Raw genomic sequence first — 23201 nt, 5'->3', positions numbered from 1 at the left:
AAAGTATGTTAAGACGTTGTGTATGCAATGCTTTTAAATGTATTTTTGTAAAAGTATGGCTTGGTTTTTGAATTGACAAAACTACATATATTTTTTATTGAAATATTTATATTTCGTTAAAATTTATATTCCATAATAAACCTATAAAAAAAAGGTTATAATATCTATGCAAACGAACACTTTAAAACATTTCGTATCTTTTATTATAGTATTAACATTTTTTACATTAAATAATGTTTTTGCCCAAGTAGATAAAGATAAATTTATAGTAGTCTTAGATGCTGGTCATGGTGGTAAAGATCCTGGTAAACACGCTAAATCTGGACTAAAAGAAAAAGATATAGCTTTAAAAGTTGTATTAGGAATTGGTCAGATTTTAGAAAAAGAACATGATATAAAAGTAGTTTATACTAGAAAAACAGATGTATTTGTAGATTTGTTTAAAAGAGGTAAAATAGCAAATGATGCTAATGCAGATTTGTTTGTCTCTGTACACTGTAATGCTCATACTAGTCAAGCTTATGGCTCAGAAACCTATGTTTTAGGGTTGCATAGAAATAAAACCAATTTTGAGGTTGCTAAAGCAGAAAACGAAGTTATCTTTTTAGAAGAAAATCATGAAGAAAATTACGCTGGTTTTAATCCAAACTCACCAGAATCTTTTATCGGTTTGTCCTTTATGCAAGAAGAGTATTTAGATCAAAGTATTAAGTTGGCAACCAATATTCAAGGTAATTTTACTAACAAACTAAAGCGAAAAAATAGAGGTGTAAAACAAGCTGGTTTTATTGTTTTGCATCAAACAGTTATGCCAAGTGTATTGATAGAAACAGGTTTTGTAACCAACACGCACGAAGGTAAATACCTTAACTCTAAAAAAGGTCAATCAGAGTTATCTACAGCAATTGCTAATGCAATTAAAGATTATAAAAAAGATTTAGATTTTAATGTAGGTAACCATATAGAAAAACCTATTGCAGATACGATACCAACAACAGAAAATACCATTACAAATGTTGTTTTTAAGGTGCAATTGGCTGCAAGTAGTAAAGCTTTAGACCCAAAACCGTATAACTTTAAAGGTTTAAAAGATATTTCTAGACAAAAAGTAGGTAAGCTTTACAAATATTATTATGGTTACACATCAGACTATAATCAAATACAAAAGCTTCAAATTCAAGCAAAAAACAAAGGTTATAATACAGCATTTATTACTGCATTTAAAGATGGTAAACAGATAAAAGTTTCTGAAGCTTTAAAAACAGAAAAAAAATAGCAGTCCATTAATAATTTTATTTCTAATTTTGTTACATAACCAAGTTCTAATATGATAAAAATTACAAAAGAAGTCAAAACCTCTATAATTGTTCTTACAGGTATTTTCCTGTTTATATTCGGTTATAACTACTTAAAAGGAAATAATATTTTAGAAAATGACGATGTATATTATACCGAATTTGAATACAATGCGCTTTCAAAATCTTCTTCTGTAACTATTAAAGGAAATAGAGTTGGTAAGGTAAAAGATATTGTTTACGATATAAACACTGGTAAAACAAGAGTGTCTTTTACTGTTGATGAAGAAATAAAGTTTTCAAAAAATAGTATTATAAGACTTTACAAGCCAGGTATTATGGACGGTAATGCTTTAGCTTTAATTGCTGCTAATGATAATGATTATGCTAAGGATGGTGACTTTTTAAAGTCTGAAGTAGAGCAAGGATTAGTAGATAAACTAACAGGAAACTTTTCTGAACTTAGTACAGACCTAAATTCAACATTAAAATCTGCAGATACATTATTAATTAACCTAAATGGTTTAGTTACAGATACATCAGAAAACGGATTAAAAAATACAATTGCAGAGTTAAATTCAACTTTACAATCATTTAAAAGCCTATCTTATTCAATTAACGGAGTTGTTAAGAAGAATGATGAAAATATCGCTCAAGTTTTAGAAAATTTTAAAACCGTAAGTCAGGATTTAACTACATTATCAAAAGAGTTAAAAGAAGCTCAAATAAGTAATAGTATTGAAAAATTAGAGAATACATTAAACAGTGTTAATGGTATTTTAGCAAATGTAGAAAACGGAGAAGGCTCTTTAGGAAAACTTTTAAAAGACGATAAATTATATAATAATCTTGAAGGCGCAGCATTGCAAATGGAACAACTTCTGCAAGACATGAAGTTAAACCCAAAACGTTATGTGCATTTTTCATTATTTGGGAAAAAACCAAAACGTTATGATGCTGAAGGTAATGAGATTAAAGACAATAACTAACTAAATTTAAATTGACTAACTATGGAATATATTCCTAATATTCTATTTGCAATTGTCCTTATTTTAGGCATTGGCTACTTTGTAAAAAACGTAAAAAAATTATCAAGAAACATTAAGCTAGGTAAAGATTTAGACGTTTCAGATAATAAACCACAACGTTGGAAAAACATGGCTTATATTGCTTTAGGCCAAAGTAAAATGGTAAAAAGACCTATAGCAGGATTGTTACACATAATTGTTTACGTAGGCTTTGTTATTATAAATATTGAAGTTTTAGAAATTATTCTTGATGGACTTTTCGGGACGCATAGAATAGGATTAAAAGTATTACCAACATCTGTTTACGGATTTTTAATAGGTAGTTTTGAAATCCTTGCAGCATTAGTATTTGTTACAGTTGTTGTATTTTGGTTAAGACGTAACGTTATTAAATTAAAACGTTTTTTAAGCGCCGAAATGAAAGGTTGGCCTAAAAATGACGGTAATTATATCCTTTATTTTGAAATGGTATTAATGACCTTGTTTTTGGTTATGAATGCAACAGATACAACATTTCAATCCTTAGATTCAGGTAATGTAATTAGTCAATTTATTTCACCTTTATTTTCTGGATTATCAGAAGAAACATTACACATTATAGAAAGAGCTGCTTGGTGGTTACATATTGTAGGTATATTAGTATTCTTAAACTATTTATACTTCTCTAAGCATTTACATATTTTATTAGCGTTTCCAAATACGTATTACGGTAAATTAACGCCAAAAGGACAGTTTCCTAATAACCCAACAGTAACCAAAGAAGTACAGTTAATGATGGATCCAAATGCAGATCCATTTGCTGCGCCAGCAGAAGATGATAACGCTGCAGAACCAGAAAAATTTGGAGCAAGCGATGTGCAAGATTTAAGTTGGTTAAATTTATTAAATGCTTATACCTGTACTGAATGTGGTCGTTGTACTAGCGAGTGTCCTGCAAACCTAACTGGTAAAAAATTATCACCACGTAAAATCATGATGGATACCAGAGATCGTTTAGAAGAAGTTGGTAAAAACATTGATGCAAACGGCGGTAAATTTGTAGACGACGGTAAACAATTATTAGGCGATTATATTACAAATGAAGAGCTTTGGGCATGTACCAGCTGTAACGCTTGTGTAGAGGCTTGTCCAGTTAGTATAGATCCATTAAATATTATTATGCAAATGCGTCAATATTTAGTTATGGAGCAAAGTGCGGCACCAATGGAATTAAATAATATGATGACTAATATAGAAAATAACGGTGCACCTTGGCCATACAACCAAATGGATCGTTTAAAATGGAAAGACGAGTAGACTAAAATTTTTAAAAATTGAAATATAGAGTTTTAATAGTAATCATATTCATCTTTGGTTTAAACCAAACCAAAGCACAAGATTATACTAAAGACTCATTACAATTTAAAATAATCACATCTATAAAGTATCATAAAAGTAAAGTAGAAGATATAAAATTAAAAAAAGTACTTTGTGATTATTGTTCAGAAGAACAGAAAAAACAATTAGGATTACAAGCGATTAAATTATCAGAACTTGAACAAAACGATCCTAAAAACCGTAAAGAAAACGGAATAAAAATATTATCAATATACATAAGGCTTTCAAAAGAAGACTTTAAAGCTTTAAACAAATAAACTCCTAATAGTATGAGCGAGCAATTAAATGTGCCAACAATGGAACAAATGATGGCAGAAGGTAAAAAACCAGAATATTTATTTTGGGTAGGTTCTGCAGGTGCTTTTGATGATAGAGCAAAAAAAATAACCAAAGCATTTGTAAAATTATTAAATAAAGCTAATGTAGATTTTGCTGTTTTAGGAACAGAAGAGTCAGACTCTGGCGATGCTGCAAAAAGAGCTGGTAACGAGTTTTTATTTCAGATGCAAGCTGTAACTAACATTGAGGTAATGAATATGTATGAGGTGAAAAAAATTATAACAACAGATCCTCATGACTATAATACCATAAAAAATGAATATCCTGGATTAGGTGGTAATTATGAAGTATTTCATCATACCGAATTTTTGTCACAATTAATTTCTCAAGGAAAACTAAAAGTTAAAGAGTCAGAATTTAAAGGAAAAAAAGTTACATTTCATGATCCATGCTATCTAGGTCGTGCTAACGAAGTATTTGAAGCTCCTAGAGATTTAATTCAAACATTAGGTGTAGATTTTAAAGAAATGAAACGTAACCAACGTCACTCTTTATGTTGTGGTGCTGGTGGTGCACAAATGTTTAAAGAACCAGAAAAAGGAGATAAAGATATTAACGTTTTAAGAACAGAAGACGCTTTAGAAACTGATCCAAAAGTAATTATTACTGCATGCCCATTCTGTAATACAATGATGACAGATGGTGTTAAAGCCAAAGAAAAAGAAGCAGAAATAGATGTTATGGATATTGCAGAACTAATAGCTAACACTCAAGAATAAATAAGCTTTGGAAAACCAACAAAAACCACCGTTAAAACAAAGAGTTATAACTGGTTTTATAATGGCTATTATAGGGACATTAATAGTTACATTTATTAACTATTTAAGAGATATGCCGTTCAATAGCTTATATACTACAATTAGCTTTTTTTTATTTTGGATTTTTGGCATTTTTATGGCAAAACGTAAACCTAACAACAAAAACAAAAATTTAGATTAATGTTAGTAGATTTTAATACGCTACCAGAACATTCAAGAGTTTGGATATACCAAGCCAATAGAAGTTTTTCTGAAGAAGAACTGACTGAAATTAAACAAAAATTAGATACATTTATTACCAATTGGACAGCTCATGGTTCAGATCTTAATGCTGGTTATGATATTAGATATAAACGTTTTATCATATTGGCAGTAGACCAAACATCACAATCTGCAACAGGTTGTAGTATAGATGCTTCTGTTAGATTTATTCAACAATTAGAACAAGACTACAATGTAGATTTAATGGATAAAATGAATGTATCCTACAAACAAGGTCAATTTGTTGCGCACAAAACATTACTTGATTTTAAAAAAATGGTAAAAGATAAAGCAGTATCAAAAAACACCATAGTTTTTAATAATTTGGTAACAAATATTGGAGAACTTAACGAAAATTGGGAAGTTCCTGCAGAACAAAGCTGGCATAGCAGGTTTTTCTAAACACAAACGACATGACCAAAGACATTTTTCTGCTAAACATTTCTGGACAAGATAAACCAGGTTTAACCTCTAGTTTAACTAACGTTTTGTCTCATTATGGAGCCAAAATTTTAGATATAGGACAAGCAAATATACATGACACGTTATCTTTAGGTTTTCTTTTTGAAATAGAAACAGGAAATAAGTCTTCAGCAGTATTAAAAGATTTACTTTTTAAAGCTTACGAATTGGGTGTAAAAGCAAAATTTACGCCTATATCTTTAGAAAATTATGAAAATTGGGTAACTCTACAAGGTAAAGACAGATATATTGTAACTATTTTAGGAGAACAATTAACAGCAGAACAAATATCTAAAGTTACTCAAGTCATTTCAGATAAAAATCTGAATATTGATGCGATAAAACGACTAACAGGTCGTACATCTTTAGTTAAAGAAGACGATTATCCACGTGCATCTATTCAACTTTCCATTAGAGGAAAAATAGATAATAAAGCTGAGTTTACAGAAAAATTCATGCAAATTTCTCACGATTTAGATGTAGATATTGCTTTTCAAGAAGATAATATTTATCGACGTAACAGACGCTTAGTATGTTTTGATATGGACTCTACGTTAATTCAAACTGAAGTTATAGATGAGTTAGCAGAACTTGCAGGCGTCGGAGCACAAGTAAAGGCTATAACAGAATCGGCAATGCAAGGCGAAATAGATTTTAACCAAAGTTTTAAACGTCGCATGAAATTGTTAGAAGGTTTAAGTGAAGATGTTTTAAAAAATGTAGCTGAAAATTTACCCATAACTAAAGGTGCAAAACGATTAATAGATACTTTAAAAACTTACGGATTCAAGACAGCAATACTATCTGGTGGATTTACTTATTTTGGATACTATTTACAAAAAAAATTAGGTATTGATTATGTGTATGCCAACCAATTAGAAATTAAAAACGGTGTCTTAACAGGAGGATATCTTGGAGAAATAGTTGATGGTAATAAAAAAGCAGAATACCTTAAAGAAATAGTAAAAAAAGAAGGTATCCATATTAATCAAACCATTGCAGTTGGAGATGGTGCTAATGATTTACCAATGCTAAATTTAGCAGGTTTAGGTATTGCTTTTCATGCAAAACCTAAAGTTAAAAACAATGCACAGAGTTCTATTTCAAGCGTAGGTCTAGATGGTGTGCTCTATTTGTTAGGGTATCATGATAGGCATATAGATCTAGTAGATTAATTTTGTTTATAACGCTTTTATAAAACAATCTTAAAGTCCTTTATTTATCCTACAAAATATACTAATTTGGCATAGTTTTTTAGTTGAATATATAAAAACAGACACCTCATTTTTATGCATAAATTATTTTTCTTAGCTATATTTTGTTTATTCTCAATTTTCTCTATTTCTCAAAATAGTGATAATCCTTTATTAACTAAAGACAAAGAAGCCCAAAAAAAATGGGTAGATAGTGTGTATAATAGTTTATCATTAAACGAGAAAATTGGACAATTATACATGGTTCAAGTGTTTTCTAACGGAGATGGACTATCCAAAGATGATGTATTAAAGCTTATCGAAGACAATAAAATTGGCGGAATTATCTATAGTAAAGGTGGACCAGTTAGACAGGCTCAATTAAATAATCAGTTGCAAGCTGCTTCAGCTACACCATTATTAATTGGTATGGATGCAGAATGGGGATTAAGTATGCGATTAGATTCAACCTATTCTTTTCCTTGGAATATGACACTTGGCGCTGTAAAAAATAACGAATTAATTGAACAAACAGGAAGACAATTAGGCGAGCATTGCAAACGTTTAGGTGTCCATTTTAATTTTGCTCCTGTTGTAGATATTAATACCAATCCCAACAACCCAATTATAGGCAATCGTTCTTTTGGAGAAGATAGAGATGATGTTACAGAAAAAGCTTTAGCTTTTATGAAAGGTATGCAAAGCGCAGGCGTTTTAGCTAATGCAAAACATTTTCCTGGTCATGGAGATACGTCTTCAGATTCACATAAAACCTTACCAACAATAGATTTTTCAGCAAAAAGAATTGATTCTATAGAGCTTTATCCATATAAAAAACTGATTAAAGAAGGACTATCTAGTGTTATGGTAGGACACTTAAATGTACCAAGCTTAACAGGTCAAGAAGGTTTACCATCTTCAATATCTAATATAATTATCAAGGATATTTTAAAAGAACGTTTAAAGTTTGAAGGATTAATTTTTACAGATGCCTTAACTATGAAAGGTGTTTCAGAATATGTAAGTCCTTCAATCGACGGAAATAAAGTTAATAAACTTGACACAGCAGGAGAAGTTGATTTAGCTGCTTTTTTAGCAGGTAATGATGTAATGTTAATGTCAGAAAATGTTGCTGCTGGTATTAATAAAATTGCTGTAGCATATCAAACTGGTAAAATTACTGAAAAACGTTTAGCGCATTCGGTCAAAAAAATATTAATGGCTAAATACAAAGTTGGATTAAATAACTATAAACAAATTTCTACTAAAAATTTAGTTGAAGATTTAAACCGAATTAAAGATGATGTTTTGTATGAGAAATTAATGGAGAATGCCATTACCATTGCTAAAGACTCAACAAAACAGTTACCATTTAGACACTTAGAAACTAAGAAAATAGCCTATGTAAAACTAGGTGATGATTCTGGTGATGTTTTTTATAATGAGTTAAAAAAATATACAGATGTTCATATAATTTCAGATGATAATTTATATAATTTAATTAGTAAACTTCAAAATTATAATACTGTAATTGTTGGTTTTCATAAGTCAAATGATAATCCTTGGAAGTCATACAAATTTTCTGATAAAGAATTAACGTGGTTATATGAAATAGCAAGAAACAATAATGTTGTTTTAAATGTTTTTGCAAAACCATATGCGTTAATGGATTTAAAAACGATTTCTAATTTTGAAAGTATCATAGTTAGCTATCAAAATAGTGATATTGCACAACAAAAATCAGCTCAGTTAATTTTTGGTGCTATCCCTGCAAGAGGTTACTTATCTGTTTCTGCAGGTCCTTATTTTTCCGTTGGAGATGGCGTTCAAACAAATAGTTTAGATCGATTAGGATATTCTACACCAGAGCGAGTGGGCATGTCTAGTGCGATATTAAAAAAAGTAGATTCTATAGCCAATTATGCGATAACTAATAAAATGACGCCAGGTATTCAGTTAATTGTAGCTAGACACGGTAAAGTAATTTACAATAAAAACTTTGGTAAACATACATATGAAGGTGATGAACAAGTAAAGTTTAATGATATTTATGATGTAGCTTCTCTTACTAAAATTGTAGCTACATTACCATTATTAATGGAATTAGAGGAGAAAGGTGTTGTAAGCTTAGATACAAAACTTTCCGATATCATACCAGAATACAAAAAATCTAATAAAAAAGACGTGACTTTAAAACGCATGTTATCACATTATGCACAGTTAAAACCTTGGATCCCTTTTTATTATAAAACATTAGATACACTTACAAAAAAACCGTCTTTAAAATATTATAGAAAAGAAAAAACAAAGGGATTTACAGTTAAGGTTATGCCTGACTTATATATGCGAGACGATTATAAAGACTCTATAAATGGTATTATTAAAGACACAGATCTATTATCAAGATTAAGATACAGATACAGTGATTTACCGTATTATATTTTAAAACAATATATAGAAAAGCACTACGATAAACCTTTAGATGAACTTGTTCAAGATCATTTCTACAAATCATTAGGTGCTAATTACACAACATATAATCCTTCTGAAAAATTTAGTAACAAACATATAGTTCCATCAGAAAATGATGATTATTACCGTTTCCAAACCGTGCAAGGATATGTACATGATATGGGCGCAGCAATGCAAGGTGGTGTTGGTGGTCACGCAGGTATTTTTAGTAATGCTAATGATATTGCCAAAATCATGCAGTTGTTTTTACAAAAAGGATTTTATGGCGGAAAACGCTATTTTAAAAGTGAAACATTAGATAAATTTAATACATGTTATTTCTGCGAAAGTGATAACCGTCGTGGTATAGGTTTTGACAAACCACAATTAGGAGATGTAGGACCAACTTGCGGTTGTGTTAGTATGACAAGTTTTGGACATTCTGGCTTTACAGGTACTTATGCATGGGCAGATCCAGAAACAGAAATTGTGTATGTTTTTATGGCAAATAGAACGTATCCAACATCTATGGGAAAAAACATGTTACTTAGAGAAAACATAAGAACAAATATTCAAGAAGTTATATATGAAGCAATTATTGAATAACTATAATCTTTTGTAAGTTTTAATTAAAATTATTGACCAACTTATAAATATTTGAAAGTTAAAGCCTTTCAATTAAAACCAATCAAATAAATGAGAATAGCCATAGTATGTTATCCAACCTTTGGCGGTAGTGGTGTAGTTGCAACAGAATTAGGTTTAGAATTATCCAAGCGTGGACATCAAATTCATTTTATAACCTATAATCAACCAGTGCGATTAGAGTTATTAGGTAATAATGTGCATTTTCACGAAGTAAATGTTCCAGAATACCCATTATTTCATTATCAACCATACGAGTTAGCTCTATCAAGTAAATTGGTAGATATGGTAAAGCTTCATAAGATTGAAGTTTTGCATGTACATTACGCAATTCCTCATGCATATGCTGCATATATGGCGCAAAAAATGTTGTTAGAAGAAGGTATTTATGTACCAATAGTAACAACTTTACACGGTACAGATATTACACTTGTAGGGAATCATCCATTTTACAAACCAGCAGTAACATTTAGTATTAACAAATCTGATGCTGTTACAACAGTATCACAAAGTTTAAAAGAAGATACGCTGCGTTTATTTAATATAAAAAAGGAAATAAATGTGGTTGCTAACTTTATAGATATTTCTAGGTTTAATCATGATTTTACAGATTGTCAACGTGCCATGATGGCAACAGAAGATGAAAAAATTATAACCCACATTAGTAATATGCGTGAAGTTAAACGTATACCAGATGTAATTAATGTGTTTTATAATATTCAAAAAGAAATGCCAGCCAAATTAATGATGGTTGGAGAAGGACCAGAACGCGAACCTGCAGAACGATTATGTGAAGAATTAGGTATTGCAGATAAAGTAGTTTTCTTTGGGAATAGTAACGAGATTGATCGCATACTATGTTTTTCAGATTTGTTTTTATTGCCAAGTAAAACCGAAAGTTTTGGGCTTTCTGCTTTAGAAGCTATGGCGTCAGGTGTTCCTGTAATTTCAAGTAATACAGGCGGAATACCAGAAGTTAATAAAGAAGGTTTTTCTGGATTTTTAAGTGAAGTAGGAGATGTTGAAGATATGAGTAAAAATGCGATTTATATATTAAAAGATGAAAGTAGATTTAAGGAGTTTAAGAAAAATGCTAAGTCACAAGCCAAAACTTTTGATATACATCAAATCGTTCCAAAATACGAAGCTATTTATCAAGAAACCCTTAATAAATGTAAAGTATATTAATAAAAAAAGCCATCTAATCTAGATGGCTTTTTATTTGTATTTTAATTAGTTTAGAATCTATATCTAATTCCTAAAGCGATGTCAAAATCTAAATCATCTCTATAATCTCCAAATCCTAATTCAGGTCTAGCATCTAAAGATAATTGTAATGGGATATCAAAATTATATTCAATACCAATATCTCCAGCTACAAATAGAAATGTTTCGCTATCATCATCAAGACCAGGTATATCATTGTCAAAACTATAAGAACCTAATCCTCCACCAGCACCAGCGTACCAGTTAAATCCACCATCAATATTCCAAACCCATTGGTATAAAGCAGCTAATTTAAATCCATCGTAGTTATTCCCGCTTCTTAAACCTAAGTCAGCTTCTAAACGATTGTTATCTCCTAAAGCTCTTTGATAAGATATTTCTGCCCCAAAACCATCACTATCTCCTAAACGTAATCCAATTGCGTTTGGAGAAATGTCTTGAGCAAATGTAAAAGTTGCAAAACCTAGTAATGCAACAGTTGTAATAATAAGATTTTTCATAAATTTTAATTGTTTTGGTTTTACGTAAAATTAATTATAAAACGTTTCAAATGTTAAAATTCGTTCATAAATCGTTGTTAATATTAGTTAACATGTCTTAAATTTGATTTTCAGCAAAAACATCCTAACTCTTATGAACGCTAAGCTTCAAGCACTTTCAAAAAACTTAGAAGGAACTCTTCATTTTGACCAACTATTAAAAACTTTATACGCTACAGATGCTTCAGTTTATAGGGTTTTACCACTTGCAGTTGCTTATCCAAAAACAGTAAATGACATAATTAAACTTATTGATTTTGCTAAAAACAACAAAACATCATTAATACCTCGTACTGCGGGTACATCACTTGCAGGGCAATGTGTTGGTAGCGGAATTGTAGTTGATGTTTCAAAGCATTTCAATAAAATAATAAGTTTAGATAAAAATAATAAAACAGTAACAGTACAACCTGGTGTTGTTCGTGATCAATTAAATAACTATTTAAAACCCTTTGGATTATTTTTTGGTCCAAATACATCTACGTCTAATCGCTGTATGATTGGCGGAATGGTTGGTAACAACTCGTCTGGAACAACGTCTATTAAATATGGAGTGACAAGAGATAAGGTCATTCAATTAAAAACCATTTTAAGTGATGGAAGTGAAGCTGTTTTTAATTCAAAAACTAAAGCTGAAATTCAGCAATTAAAATCTAATAATACCTTAGAAGCCAATATTTATAAGGTTTTAGATGAAATTATTTCTTCGGAAGAAACCGTAAACGAAATAAAAAACAACTTTCCAAAACCTGAAATTCATAGAAGAAACACTGGTTACGCAATTGACGAACTAATAGAAAAAGAAGATATTAACGTCGCTAAATTATTATCAGGAAGCGAAGGTACATTAGCGTTTACCACCGAAATCACCTTGCAATTAGACGCTTTGCCGCCAAAACATCGCGTCATGGTAGCCATGCATTTTAAAACTATTGAAGATTGTTTAAATGCAGTAAAACCAGCAATGCAGCACGATTTGTTTAATTGCGAAATGATGGATAAAACCATTTTGGATTGCACAAAAGCAAACAAAACACAACAAGAAAACAGATATTTTATAACAGGTGATCCTATGGCGATATTAATGTGTGAAGTTAGAGCAAACACATTAATCAATGCTAAAAACAAAGCAAATGCTTTAATTACTGATATTGAAAAATATAATTTAAGCTACGCTAATCCTATTTTAATAGAAGACGATATTGATAAAGCTAATAACTTAAGAAGTGCTGGATTAGGTTTGTTGGGTAATATTGTTGGAGATAAAAAAGCAGTTGCATGTATTGAAGATACAGCTGTAACTATTGATGATTTAGCCAATTACATTAATGATTTTACTGCTTTGATGAAGCATTATAACCAGAATGCAGTGTATTATGCGCATGCTGGTGCTGGCGAGCTTCATTTACGTCCAATTTTAGATTTAAAGCAATCTGAAGATGTTAAATTATTTAGGCAAATTACAACCGATGTTGCCAAATTAGTAAAAAAGTATAATGGATCTTTTAGTGGCGAACATGGTGATGGTATTGTGCGTGCAGAGTTTATCGAGTTAATGATAGGTAGTAAAAATTACCAAACACTAAAGCAAATAAAGTACACTTTTGATCCTGATAATATTTTTAATCCTGGTAAAATTGTAGATGCATTACCAATGGATAAAAACTTACGCTATCAACCCGATAGAGTAGAACCTAGTATTGAAACTAAACTTGATTTTTCTAAATCTTTAGGGATTTTACGCGAAGCTGAAAAATGTAACGGATCAGGAGATTGTAGAAAATTGCCAGAATTTGGCGGTACAATGTGTCCAAGTTATAGAGCAACAAAAAACGAAAAGGATACCACAAGAGCACGTGCTAATGCTTTACGCGAGTTTTTAACGACTTCGGATAAAGAAAACAAATTCAATCATAAAGAATTAAAAGATGTTTTTGATTTGTGTCTAAGCTGTAAAGCTTGTGCTAGCGAATGCCCAAGCAGTGTTGATGTTGCTAGTTTAAAAGCCGAGTTTTTATATCAATATCAAAAAGAGAATGGAATTAGTTGGCGCACTAAATTGTTTGCTTACAATAATCAATTAAATGTATTTGGAAGACGTTTTAAAGTTGTAACTAATTTTATGTTTTCTAATAAAATTTCAGCTTCATTAATTAAAAAAAGTTTTGGAATTGCGTCTAAAAGGAGCTTACCTTTATTATCAAGTGTTAGTTTAGATAAATATTATCAAAATACTAAAAATCAATTAATTGAAAATAATTTAATAAAAAAAGTATATTTATTTAATGATGAGTTTACCAACCAATTAGATAGTCAAATAGGACAAGATGCATTAACAGTGTTAAACGCGTTAAATTATCAAGTTGAAATTGTAAATCATACCGAATCTGGTCGTTCATTTTTATCCAAAGGATTATTAGATCAAGCAAAAAAAATAGCAGATAAAAATGTTGAAACTTTTAAAAAGTTAATTACTGAAAACACACCGTTAATAGGTATAGAACCTTCAGCAATTCTAACGTTTAAAGATGAATATCCTAAGTTAGTAGACGATAAAACTTCTGCAGAACATATTGCTAAACATACCTTTTTAATTGAAGAATTTATTAGTAATGAAATCGCTATAGGAAACATTACTTCAGATCAATTCACTCTTGAAGAAAAAACAATAAAATTTCATGGACATTGCCATCAAAAAGCATTGTCTAATCAAATACATAGTTTTAATGTTTTAAACCTTCCTAAAAATTATAAAGTTACAATCATACCAAGTGGTTGTTGCGGAATGGCAGGAAGTTTTGGCTACGAAAAAGAACATTTTGATATAAGTATGCAAATAGGCGAGCAAACTTTATTTCCGGCAATAAGAAAAGCTGATAAAACTACTGTAATTAGTGCTAATGGTACTAGTTGTAGGCATCAAATAAAAGATGGAACACAAAAAACTGCATATCATCCAGTAACTATATTAAAAGAAGCTTTATTGTAAAGTGTAACTTGTCAATTCTTGTGTGTTTAATATTGACGTGTTTGTTGGTAGCATATTTAAATCTACACCTAGTTGTTGTAAAATGGTTACTGTATTTTCGTTTAAAGAATAACCAGTATTAGCATTAGCGGTAATCAATCCTATATCTTTTGCATAAAATGCATCTACAGATAAGACATTTTGAGTATCTAAAAGACTTATTGTTTGTGTTAAACCAAATACAGATACTTCTGTAGATACAGATAATTCAAGTGAAATATTAGCAGATGTTACAGTATCATAATTTACACCTAAAACTTCCATATTTTCTAGGTTTTCTAACTGTGTGCTAAACAAAGAATAATTAATAGTTATTGGGTAACCTTGAAAATCTTGAGTAAAAGTACCTGACTGTGTATATAATAGTTCGCCATTTGGTGCTTCAGTATTGTATAATAACGCATTATCTAAAACAATATTAAAATCAAATCCGTCAATAGGTAAGCCTATTGTTCCGTTAGAAACTAAAGTGGTTTCTGTTAAAGATAAATCTCCAGTGGTTAAAATGCCACTCATAGTTCCATTAGCTACGCCATTATCATTAACTGATAAAGAATATCCTGAGGCATTTTCACTTTCAACCTTTAAAACGTCTTGACTATTTGTAGTTTCGTTTGTATTGTTATTTGTGTTTTCTACATCATAATCCCATTGATTATCAATGGATAGTGGTAAAAACTCACCAGAAAATTGAATTTGATTATTTATTTCTGAATCATCACTATCATCAGAACAATTAAATAAAAATAGACTTAAAAATAAGAGTAAAATAGATTGCGTAAGTTTCATGTGGTGTGTTTTTTACAAAGTAAAGAAACTTAATCTATTTTAAAAAACCGAATTATTTCATTGGTTTCATAACTGTAATTGCCGCAATCAATTCGGCTTCTGTCATTTCTTTAAGATCTTCATCAGCATAAAAAGCAGAAAGTTTATCTTCGCTGTATTTGTATAATTTCCAGCGTTTAAACTGATATTCTAAAGCAGTAAAGTTTTCAACCCAATCACCAGAATTTAAATAGTGAGTTTTTCCTTTTTTAGACTCTACGATTTCATTTTTAGGCTGGTGTATATGACCACAAATAACATAATCGTAACCGTTTTCTATAGCTAAATCTGTTGCTGTCTTTTCAAAATTACTAATGTATTTAACTGCAGATTTTACGCTGTTTTTGATACGTTTTGATAAAGAATATCTTTCTTTTCCTAAGTTAACTAACATCCAATTAGTAAAACGGTTTATTAAAATTAAAAGGTCATAACCATAACCACCAAGTTTTGCTAACCATTTAGCATTTTGGATTGAGGCATCAAAAACATCTCCATGAAAAATCCAAGCTTTTTTATCGTCTAATTCTAAAACTAATTTATTAACAACTGCAATGTTACCAATTTCGGTATCAGTAAACTTTCTAAGCATTTCGTCATGATTTCCGGTAATGTAAGTTACTTTTGTTCCTTTTGCAGCAAATGATACAATTTTTTTAATCACTTGCATATGTGATTTAGGAAAATAACGCTTACTAAACTGCCAAACATCTATAATATCACCATTTAAAATTAAATGTTTTGGTTCTATACTATTTAAATAGGTAAGAAGTTGTTTAGCATGGCAACCATAAGTGCCAAGGTGTACATCAGATATAACTACTATTTCAACTTTTCTTTTAAATTTCAATACTTTAGATTTTTTACGCTACAAATATTGATAATGTTTGTTAATACAACGTGTCTTTACAATTATTTAATTATCAGTATATTGTTAAGTTAATATTATCAATTTTTAAAAGTTGAAATAAAACCTGTTTTGTTTAGGCATTTTTTATGATTACATTAGCGTAAATTAAATATTTATGGCAGGAAATAGCTTCGGGAATTTATTTAAACTTACCACATTTGGTGAGTCACACGGAACTGCAATTGGCGGAATTATAGATGGTTGTCCACCAGGAATTGAATTAGATTTTGAAGCAATCCAGCACGAAATGAATCGTCGTAAACCTGGTCAATCAAAAATTGTAACCCAACGTAAAGAACCAGACGAAGTCAAATTTCTTTCAGGTATTTTTGAAGGTAAAACTACCGGAACACCAATTGGTTTTGTCATAGAAAATGCCAATCAAAAATCTAAAGACTATTCGCATATTAAAAATGCATACAGACCAAGTCATGCAGATTTTGTATACGATAAAAAATACGGGTTTAGAGATTATCGTGGTGGCGGACGCAGTAGTGCTCGGGAAACTGCTAGTAGAGTTGTAGCTGGAGCAATTGCTAAGCAAATGCTTAATACTATACAAATTCATGCTTATACATCTTCTGTTGGTGATATTTTTCTTGAAAAACCTTACCAAGATTTAGACTTTTCTAAAGTAGAATCTAATATTGTACGTTGTCCAGATGAAGAATATGCCGATAAAATGATTGAAAAAATCAAGCAAATCAGAAAAGAAGGTGATACTATAGGAGGAACAGTAACTTGTGTATTAAAAAATGTGCCAATTGGATTAGGCGAGCCTGTTTTTGATAAACTACATGCCGAGTTAGGTAAAGCTATGCTATCAATAAACGCCGTAAAAGGCTTTGAATATGGTAGCGGATTTTGCGGCGCTAAAATGAAAGGTAGTGAACATAACGACCAATTTAATATTGACGGAAGTACCAAAACAAATCTTTCTGGTGGTATCCAAGGAGGAATAAGTAACGGTATGGATATTTATTTTAGAGTTGCTTTTAAACCTGTAGCAACAATTATGCAAGATCAAACCACTATTGATAAAGAAGGAAATGAAGTTGAAATGCAAGGTAAAGGAAGACACGATCCTTGTGTTGTACCTCGTGCTGTACCCATTGTAGAAGCTATGGCTGCACTGGTTTTAGCTGATTATTTTTTGATCAATAAAATTTACTAAAAATATAATAAGCTTATAAAAAACTATAAACTAACTAATTACATAATTTATCTAAGGAAAAGAAATATATTATATGAAGAAACTAGCGTTACATTGGAAGATTATTATAGGAATGATACTAGGGATAATTTTTGGTTTTTTAATGAATACCATTGATGGCGGAAAATTATTTACAACACATTGGATTGCTCCATTCGGTAAAATTTTTATTAATCTTTTAAAGTTAATTGCTGTTCCTTTAATCTTAGCTTCATTAATTAAAGGAGTATCTGATTTAAAAGATATTTCAAAAATTAAAAAAATGGGCTTACGTACCATTGGTATTTACATAACAACAACTTTAGTAGCTATTGTTATTGGTTTAAGCATTGTAAATATTGCAAAACCGGGTACAGGTATGCCTAAAGATACCATCGAAAAAATTAAAATGAAGTATGAAAATGATGCAGGTGTTGTTGATAAATTAAATAAAGCAAACGCAACTAAAGATGCTGGTCCATTACAGCCTTTAGTAGATATTTTTCCTAGTAATATATTTCAATCTTTTGCAGATGCTTCAATGTTGCAAGTCATATTTTTTGCATTATTTGTTGGTATTTGTTTGTTGCTAATTGGAGAGAAAAAAGCTAAACCTATGGTAGATTTTTTCGATTCGCTCAACGAGGTCATTATGAAAATGGTCGATTTAATTATGCTATTTGCACCTTACGCTGTATTTGCACTAATGGCAAACGTAATTATAGCTTTTGATGATACAGAAATTTTACTAAAACTTTTATATTATGCACTATGTGTTGTTGGTGGACTATTCTTAATGGTATGTTTCTATTTACTACTAGTAAGCATATATGCTAAAAAATCACCATTATGGTTCTTAAAACAAATTAGTCCAGCACAATTATTAGCATTTTCAACCTCAAGTAGTGCTGCAACATTACCAGTTACAATGGAACGTGTAGAAGAACATATTGGTGTAGATAAAGAAGTTTCTGGGTTTGTTTTACCAGTAGGCGCAACAGTAAATATGGATGGAACAAGTTTGTACCAAGGTATAGCAGCTGTTTTTATTATGCAGGTAATTTGGCCAGAAGGTTTAACGTTTACCAATCAAATTGTTATAATTTTAACCGCATTATTAGCTTCTATAGGTAGTGCTGCTGTGCCTAGTGCTGGTATGGTAATGTTGGTTATTGTTTTAGAGTCTATTGGTTTTCCTGCGGAATTATTACCAATTGGATTAGCCTTAATTTTTGCAGTAGATAGACCTTTAGATATGTGTCGTACAGTCGTAAATGTTACTGGTGATGCTACTGTATCTATGTTGGTAGCAAAATCGTTAGATAAATTGCATGAGCCACATCCAAAAGAATGGGATGACAATTATGAAGATGTAAAATAATCATGTATTATAATTATTCTAAATTTAAACAGATAAAACTTAATATCTAATTATGGATGGTTTTGATAATATTGTTTCTGTAAAGTGGTTAAAAGATCATTTAAGCCATCCAAACGTTGTTGTTTTAAATGGAACAATACAAAAAGTTTCAAGCAACTTTAAATCAGAAGAACAACAAATAGAAAATGCTAGATTTTTTGATATAAAGAATGCTTTTAGTGATGCTTCAGCAGAATTTCCTAACACAATTCCTTCTGAAATTCAATTTCAAACCGAAGCACAAAAATTAGGTATTAATAAAGAAGATTTTATTGTTGTTTATGATGAATTTGGAATATATTCAAGTCCGCGTGTTTGGTGGTTATTTAAAACATTTGGACATAACAATGTAGCTGTTTTAGATGGAGGTTTTCCTGAATGGAAGGCTGAGAAATTTCCAACAGAAGTTAAAACTAAAAAACAATATAACTCAGGAAATTTTATAGCTAAATACAATCCAAATAACATTGTCTATTTTGAATCTTTAGAAGCTATAAATAAAGACCCGAATTTTAAGATAATCGATGCAAGGTCTAGCGATCGTTTTATGTGTCGCGTACCAGAACCAAGAGAAGGTTTACGCTCAGGACATATACCAAACTCGTTTAATTTGCCATATCAAAATATCTTAAACGAACATAAATTTCAGCATAAAGAACAAATAGCTTCAACTTTTAAAGATTTAGCAAATAATAATCAACATTTAGTGTTTACTTGTGGCTCTGGTATTACAGCTTCAATTTTAAGTTTAGCTGCAACACTATTAGGTTATAACAATAGCGTTTACGATGGTTCGTGGACAGAATACGGAACTTTAACAACAGGAAACATGCAAGATCCTAAACAATGGTCTAAAGAAGAATTATTAGCATACATTTTAATTTTTGTTGCTCATTCTGATTTAGAAGAAACCAAAAAAGAAAAAGAATATATTTTATCTAGAGTTGATAAGGATATTTACAAAAGAGTAGAAGAGAAGTTTAACCAAGATAATGATTACCAAAGCATACAAAATATTATCGAAGCTGTAAAAACTCATGACTATTATCGTAATGATTTAGCAGATTTATTTGCTGATATAAAATTAATGGCTTTTGCAGATGGTGGTTTTGATATCATGGAAAAAGAAGCTTATCATTATCTAAAAAAGATTTTAAAATAATTAAATTTTAAACCTCTTTACTTAAAAAAAATAAATCTCAAAACATTACATTGTCCATTAGTAACCTAAGCTAAACAAACGGTTAGACATGCCTTTTGTTTAGAACTTAACTCGTTCCTTACTAACAGAAGTAAGGGTTAAGTTAACAGTAATGCTTTGAGATCTTCTATTACTTACTCTCAATGCTAAATTAATTTGAAAGTATAAACTAAAAAATATGTAATTAGGGAAGTATAGTTTTTATCAAGTAAACTCATACTTTGGGTGAGATAAAGCTTTTAGATATATTTTTCTCATTCTTCATAAACACTCGAAGTTTCGTGGTTTTATAAATCTTAAACTCGTCGGTTCGAGTATTATGACAATAGGAGTATTTTATAAAGAACCATATTACTCCAAAAATTTGCTCTTTAACTCTGGTGTAGGAATCATACAAGCTTCTTTTTTACCGTACCATTTGTAGCGGTTTTTGGCTATAAAATCGTAAACCCAATTTCTAATAAAAGCAGGTATAATTAAAAAAATAGTAAGTAGAGCAGAAGGAAAGCCTAAATCTTTAGCAATGTATAACGCTGCTGTAGATTTCACCTTAAGTCCATTTTCTTCAGAATATAATAAAATTGAATCTGTTTTTGCGGTATCAATATTGTATTTACTAATGATCTCTTGTCCAGCTTTACCTTGTAAAGGCGCAAACATAAACTTATTTTTTTTGTCATGCTTTATTACAAATTGGACAGTGTTATTGCACAGATTGCAAACACCATCAAAAAGTATTAATTGTTTATGTTTTGGTAACTGGTTCAAATTGAATATTGTTAATTGCTAATTGTTTACTGTTTTTTCACCGCTTCTACCAATTCTAATTGGTCTAAACTTACATTGGTCGTAAAAATACCGTAGTTGACAACAGCTTTTCCTTTATCGTCAATATTATCAATACTTCCTACTGCTTTACCATCTTGCATACGTACGCGGTCACCAACTTTTAAAACTGGTTTTGGTGGTGCAGGTTTTTCGGCTTCTTTTTTCTTCGCTTCTTTCTTTTTCTTACGTATAACTTCTACCTTTTTCTCTGCTTCTTGTTTTACTTTTTGTTGTTTTGCTTTTTCGGCTTTTGCTTGTTTGGCAGATTGTTTTTTACGTTTAGAATTTTCAATTTGGACAAGCTTAAACAACTCAGACATCAATTCGCGTTTACGCTTATTGTTAAAGTAACCTTCGGCTAAATCATTTACTTTTTGACCTAAATAAATCAAACGCTGATTGCTATCATACAATTCTTGATAGCTTTCTAATTTTTTCTGAATTTTAGCATTGATTTCTTCTAACTTATCAGCTTCAGATTGCTTTTTCTTTTCGTTTTTCTTTAGGTTTTCGCCTGTTTTTTCAAGCTTAGCGCGTTCTTTTTGAAGCTTAGCAATTGTTGCATCAAAACGTACTTTACTACGTTCTATCTTCTTTTTAGCGCGGTTGATTAAGCTATACGGAATTCCGTTTTTTTGAGCAACTTCAAAAGTAAAACTACTTCCTGCTTGTCCTAATGCTAGTTTGTACATTGGCTCTAATGTACGCTCGTTAAACATCATGTTGGCGTTAATCATTTCATCTTTTTCATTAGCTAACAGTTTTAAATTAGCATAATGCGTCGTGATTATTCCAAATGCTTTACGTGCATAAAACTCTTCTAAAAACGTTTCGGCTAAAGCGCCACCAAGTTCTGGATCCGATCCTGTACCAAATTCGTCTATTAAAAACAGCGTATTCTTGTTTATTTTCTTCAAGAAATAATTCATCTGTTTTAAACGATAACTGTAAGTACTTAAATGATTTTCAATAGATTGATTATCTCCAATATCACTAACAATACGATCGAATAAGCAAACTTTACTGCGTTCGTGCACCGGAATTAACAATCCGGATTGTAGCATTACTTGTAATAAACCAACAGTTTTTAAGGTGATACTTTTTCCGCCAGCATTAGGTCCAGAAATAACTATTATGCGACTATCTTCTTTAAGCTGAATAGTTTGTGGATGCGTTATTTCCTTTTTTTCTAAATTATTTAAATAGAGTAGAGGATGAAAAGCATCACGTAAGTAAAGCTCACGATTTTCTGTGATTTCTGGTAAAATCGCATTCATCGATTTGGCATATTTTGCTTTTGCCGAAATCACATCTATTTTAGTTAAAAACGATTGATAAAGCTCTAAAAGTGGTAAATAAAATCTAATGTAATTAGTTACTTCTTTTAAGATACGTACAACTTCTTCGCCTTCTTCGTATTGTAAATTATTAAGTTCTCTAGTGTGTTGTAAGGTGGTTTCTGGCTCTATATAAACAATGCTTCCTGTTTTGCTTCCGCCCATAATTGCACCTTTAACCTTACGTCTATACATCGCTTTTACAGCCAATACACGTTTATTATCGACTACAGATTCTCTAATGTCGTCTAGGTATTCTAAATTATGATAATGGTTTAGAGCACTTGTAAAACTAGAGTTAATCTTTCCTTTTAACTTGTTAATTTGTTGGCGTAGTTGGTATAATGTTGGTGAAGCATCGTCTTTTACCTCATTAAATCGGTTTACAACACTATCTATTTTGTTTATAATATCTGTAGTAACTTCAATTTTATTGCTAAACTGCTGTAAAGTTGGATAATAGGTTTCAAATTTTTTAAAAAATTTGATTAAATCGTTACTGGTTAATGATATAGAAACTAATTTTTTTAGACTATGTGGCTCTAAAAAAGTGTTTTCAATTTTTAGTAGTTTTAATTCTTTTGTAATTGAATCGAAACCGTGATTTGGTATGCGATTATCGTTATAAAAAGACGAAATATACTCGTTAGTTAATTGTAACGAAAATAGTAAGGTCTCTTTGTCTTTATATGGCGAAATAGAAAGCGCAGCCTCATTACCCAAAGCAGTGATACAATACTCACTAACTTGGTTTAAAACGGTTGCAAACTCTAAATCTTGTAATGTTTTTTGATGAATGTTTATCATAGGTAAACTCTGCAAGGCAGATTTCTCTTTTTCTTTGTTTTGTTTGCAAATTTACGGAAATGTAAATTGAAATTT

At 30.5% G+C, this 23201-nt stretch carries 18 protein-coding genes; 13 read left to right on the top strand and 5 right to left on the bottom strand.

The features are described from left to right. Positions 1-166 precede the first annotated feature (166 nt). From FHS04_RS02440 to bshA, 9 genes are all read left to right on the top strand, one after another. The gene (locus FHS04_RS02440; protein WP_106677634.1) at positions 167-1276 is read left to right on the top strand and encodes an N-acetylmuramoyl-L-alanine amidase family protein; all 1110 of its coding nucleotides are present in this window, start codon (positions 167-169) and stop codon (positions 1274-1276) included. Positions 1277-1327: 51 nt separating this feature from the next. Next, entirely contained in the window at positions 1328-2284 is a 957-nt protein-coding gene (locus tag FHS04_RS02435; RefSeq protein ID WP_106677637.1) for an MlaD family protein, read from the top strand. Between the two features lie 21 nt (positions 2285-2305). Then, the gene (locus tag FHS04_RS02430; RefSeq protein WP_106677639.1) at positions 2306-3619 is read left to right on the top strand and encodes a (Fe-S)-binding protein; all 1314 of its coding nucleotides are present in this window, start codon (positions 2306-2308) and stop codon (positions 3617-3619) included. 17 nt (positions 3620-3636) lie between these two features. After that, complete coding sequence (locus tag FHS04_RS02425; RefSeq protein ID WP_106677641.1) at positions 3637-3957, top strand: hypothetical protein; 321 nt, start codon at positions 3637-3639, stop codon at positions 3955-3957. Between the two features lie 12 nt (positions 3958-3969). Beyond that, positions 3970-4758, top strand: coding sequence for a (Fe-S)-binding protein (locus FHS04_RS02420; protein WP_106677643.1), 789 nt, complete (start codon positions 3970-3972; stop codon positions 4756-4758). A gap of 219 nt (positions 4759-4977) precedes the next feature. Further along, on the top strand, positions 4978-5460 hold the full coding sequence (locus tag FHS04_RS02415; RefSeq protein ID WP_106677645.1) for an ABC transporter ATPase: 483 nt from the start codon (positions 4978-4980) through the stop codon (positions 5458-5460). Positions 5461-5471: 11 nt separating this feature from the next. Next, positions 5472-6695, top strand: coding sequence for a phosphoserine phosphatase SerB (gene serB / locus FHS04_RS02410; RefSeq protein WP_106677647.1), 1224 nt, complete (start codon positions 5472-5474; stop codon positions 6693-6695). A gap of 114 nt (positions 6696-6809) precedes the next feature. After that, positions 6810-9770 (top strand): glycoside hydrolase family 3 N-terminal domain-containing protein, encoded by a 2961-nt coding sequence (locus FHS04_RS02405; protein WP_106677651.1) that lies wholly within the window; start codon positions 6810-6812, stop codon positions 9768-9770. A gap of 90 nt (positions 9771-9860) precedes the next feature. Beyond that, entirely contained in the window at positions 9861-10997 is a 1137-nt protein-coding gene (gene bshA, locus FHS04_RS02400; protein WP_106677655.1) for an N-acetyl-alpha-D-glucosaminyl L-malate synthase BshA, read from the top strand. Positions 10998-11047: 50 nt separating this feature from the next. On the opposite strand, the gene FHS04_RS02395 is transcribed toward bshA, so the two are convergent. Then, a complete protein-coding gene (locus tag FHS04_RS02395) occupies positions 11048-11536 on the bottom strand; it encodes a hypothetical protein (RefSeq protein WP_027879039.1) in 489 nt (162 codons plus the stop codon). A 133-nt stretch (positions 11537-11669) separates the two neighbouring features. Here FHS04_RS02395 and FHS04_RS02390 point away from each other — a divergent pair, with 133 nt between their 5' ends. Continuing rightward, positions 11670-14564, top strand: coding sequence for an FAD-binding and (Fe-S)-binding domain-containing protein (locus FHS04_RS02390; RefSeq protein ID WP_106677659.1), 2895 nt, complete (start codon positions 11670-11672; stop codon positions 14562-14564). Here FHS04_RS02390 and FHS04_RS02385 read toward each other — a convergent pair. Then, positions 14556-15392 (bottom strand): hypothetical protein, encoded by an 837-nt coding sequence (locus FHS04_RS02385; protein WP_106677662.1) that lies wholly within the window; start codon positions 15390-15392, stop codon positions 14556-14558. The genes FHS04_RS02390 and FHS04_RS02385 overlap by 9 nt on opposite strands. Before the next feature lie 52 nt (positions 15393-15444). Next, entirely contained in the window at positions 15445-16281 is an 837-nt protein-coding gene (locus FHS04_RS02380; RefSeq protein ID WP_027879036.1) for a UDP-2,3-diacylglucosamine diphosphatase, read from the bottom strand. A gap of 175 nt (positions 16282-16456) precedes the next feature. Here FHS04_RS02380 and aroC point away from each other — a divergent pair, with 175 nt between their 5' ends. From aroC to FHS04_RS02365, 3 genes are all read left to right on the top strand, one after another. After that, positions 16457-17515: a chorismate synthase gene (gene aroC / locus FHS04_RS02375; RefSeq protein WP_027879035.1), complete on the top strand. Its 1059-nt coding sequence runs from the start codon at positions 16457-16459 to the stop codon at positions 17513-17515. Between the two features lie 73 nt (positions 17516-17588). Next, positions 17589-18914, top strand: coding sequence for a dicarboxylate/amino acid:cation symporter (locus FHS04_RS02370; RefSeq protein ID WP_106677665.1), 1326 nt, complete (start codon positions 17589-17591; stop codon positions 18912-18914). A gap of 52 nt (positions 18915-18966) precedes the next feature. After that, positions 18967-20115: a sulfurtransferase gene (locus tag FHS04_RS02365; protein ID WP_106677668.1), complete on the top strand. Its 1149-nt coding sequence runs from the start codon at positions 18967-18969 to the stop codon at positions 20113-20115. Positions 20116-20505: 390 nt separating this feature from the next. On the opposite strand, the gene FHS04_RS02360 is transcribed toward FHS04_RS02365, so the two are convergent. Next, entirely contained in the window at positions 20506-20922 is a 417-nt protein-coding gene (locus FHS04_RS02360) for a thiol-disulfide oxidoreductase DCC family protein (protein WP_106677671.1), read from the bottom strand. 26 nt (positions 20923-20948) lie between these two features. Beyond that, on the bottom strand, positions 20949-23126 hold the full coding sequence (locus tag FHS04_RS02355; protein ID WP_106677673.1) for an endonuclease MutS2: 2178 nt from the start codon (positions 23124-23126) through the stop codon (positions 20949-20951). Between the last annotated feature and the right edge of the window lie 75 nt (positions 23127-23201).

Source organism: Mesoflavibacter zeaxanthinifaciens subsp. sabulilitoris (genome assembly GCF_014191595.1).
Classification (GTDB): domain Bacteria; phylum Bacteroidota; class Bacteroidia; order Flavobacteriales; family Flavobacteriaceae; genus Mesoflavibacter; species Mesoflavibacter zeaxanthinifaciens.
The sequence above is the reverse complement of the archived record's forward strand: the minus strand, read 5'-3'. Positions and strand labels throughout refer to the sequence as shown.

Coding starts and splice junctions, on each gene's coding strand:
- FHS04_RS02440 (WP_106677634.1), top strand. CDS start 167: ATGCAAACGAACACTTTAAAACATTTCGTATCTTTTATTATAGTATTA.
- FHS04_RS02435 (WP_106677637.1), top strand. CDS start 1,328: ATGATAAAAATTACAAAAGAAGTCAAAACCTCTATAATTGTTCTTACA.
- FHS04_RS02430 (WP_106677639.1), top strand. CDS start 2,306: ATGGAATATATTCCTAATATTCTATTTGCAATTGTCCTTATTTTAGGC.
- FHS04_RS02420 (WP_106677643.1), top strand. CDS start 3,970: ATGAGCGAGCAATTAAATGTGCCAACAATGGAACAAATGATGGCAGAA.
- FHS04_RS02415 (WP_106677645.1), top strand. CDS start 4,978: ATGTTAGTAGATTTTAATACGCTACCAGAACATTCAAGAGTTTGGATA.
- serB (WP_106677647.1), top strand. CDS start 5,472: ATGACCAAAGACATTTTTCTGCTAAACATTTCTGGACAAGATAAACCA.
- FHS04_RS02405 (WP_106677651.1), top strand. CDS start 6,810: ATGCATAAATTATTTTTCTTAGCTATATTTTGTTTATTCTCAATTTTC.
- bshA (WP_106677655.1), top strand. CDS start 9,861: ATGAGAATAGCCATAGTATGTTATCCAACCTTTGGCGGTAGTGGTGTA.
- FHS04_RS02395 (WP_027879039.1), bottom strand. CDS start 11,536: ATGAAAAATCTTATTATTACAACTGTTGCATTACTAGGTTTTGCAACT.
- FHS04_RS02390 (WP_106677659.1), top strand. CDS start 11,670: ATGAACGCTAAGCTTCAAGCACTTTCAAAAAACTTAGAAGGAACTCTT.
- FHS04_RS02385 (WP_106677662.1), bottom strand. CDS start 15,392: ATGAAACTTACGCAATCTATTTTACTCTTATTTTTAAGTCTATTTTTA.
- aroC (WP_027879035.1), top strand. CDS start 16,457: ATGGCAGGAAATAGCTTCGGGAATTTATTTAAACTTACCACATTTGGT.
- FHS04_RS02370 (WP_106677665.1), top strand. CDS start 17,589: ATGAAGAAACTAGCGTTACATTGGAAGATTATTATAGGAATGATACTA.
- FHS04_RS02365 (WP_106677668.1), top strand. CDS start 18,967: ATGGATGGTTTTGATAATATTGTTTCTGTAAAGTGGTTAAAAGATCAT.
- FHS04_RS02355 (WP_106677673.1), bottom strand. CDS start 23,126: ATGATAAACATTCATCAAAAAACATTACAAGATTTAGAGTTTGCAACC.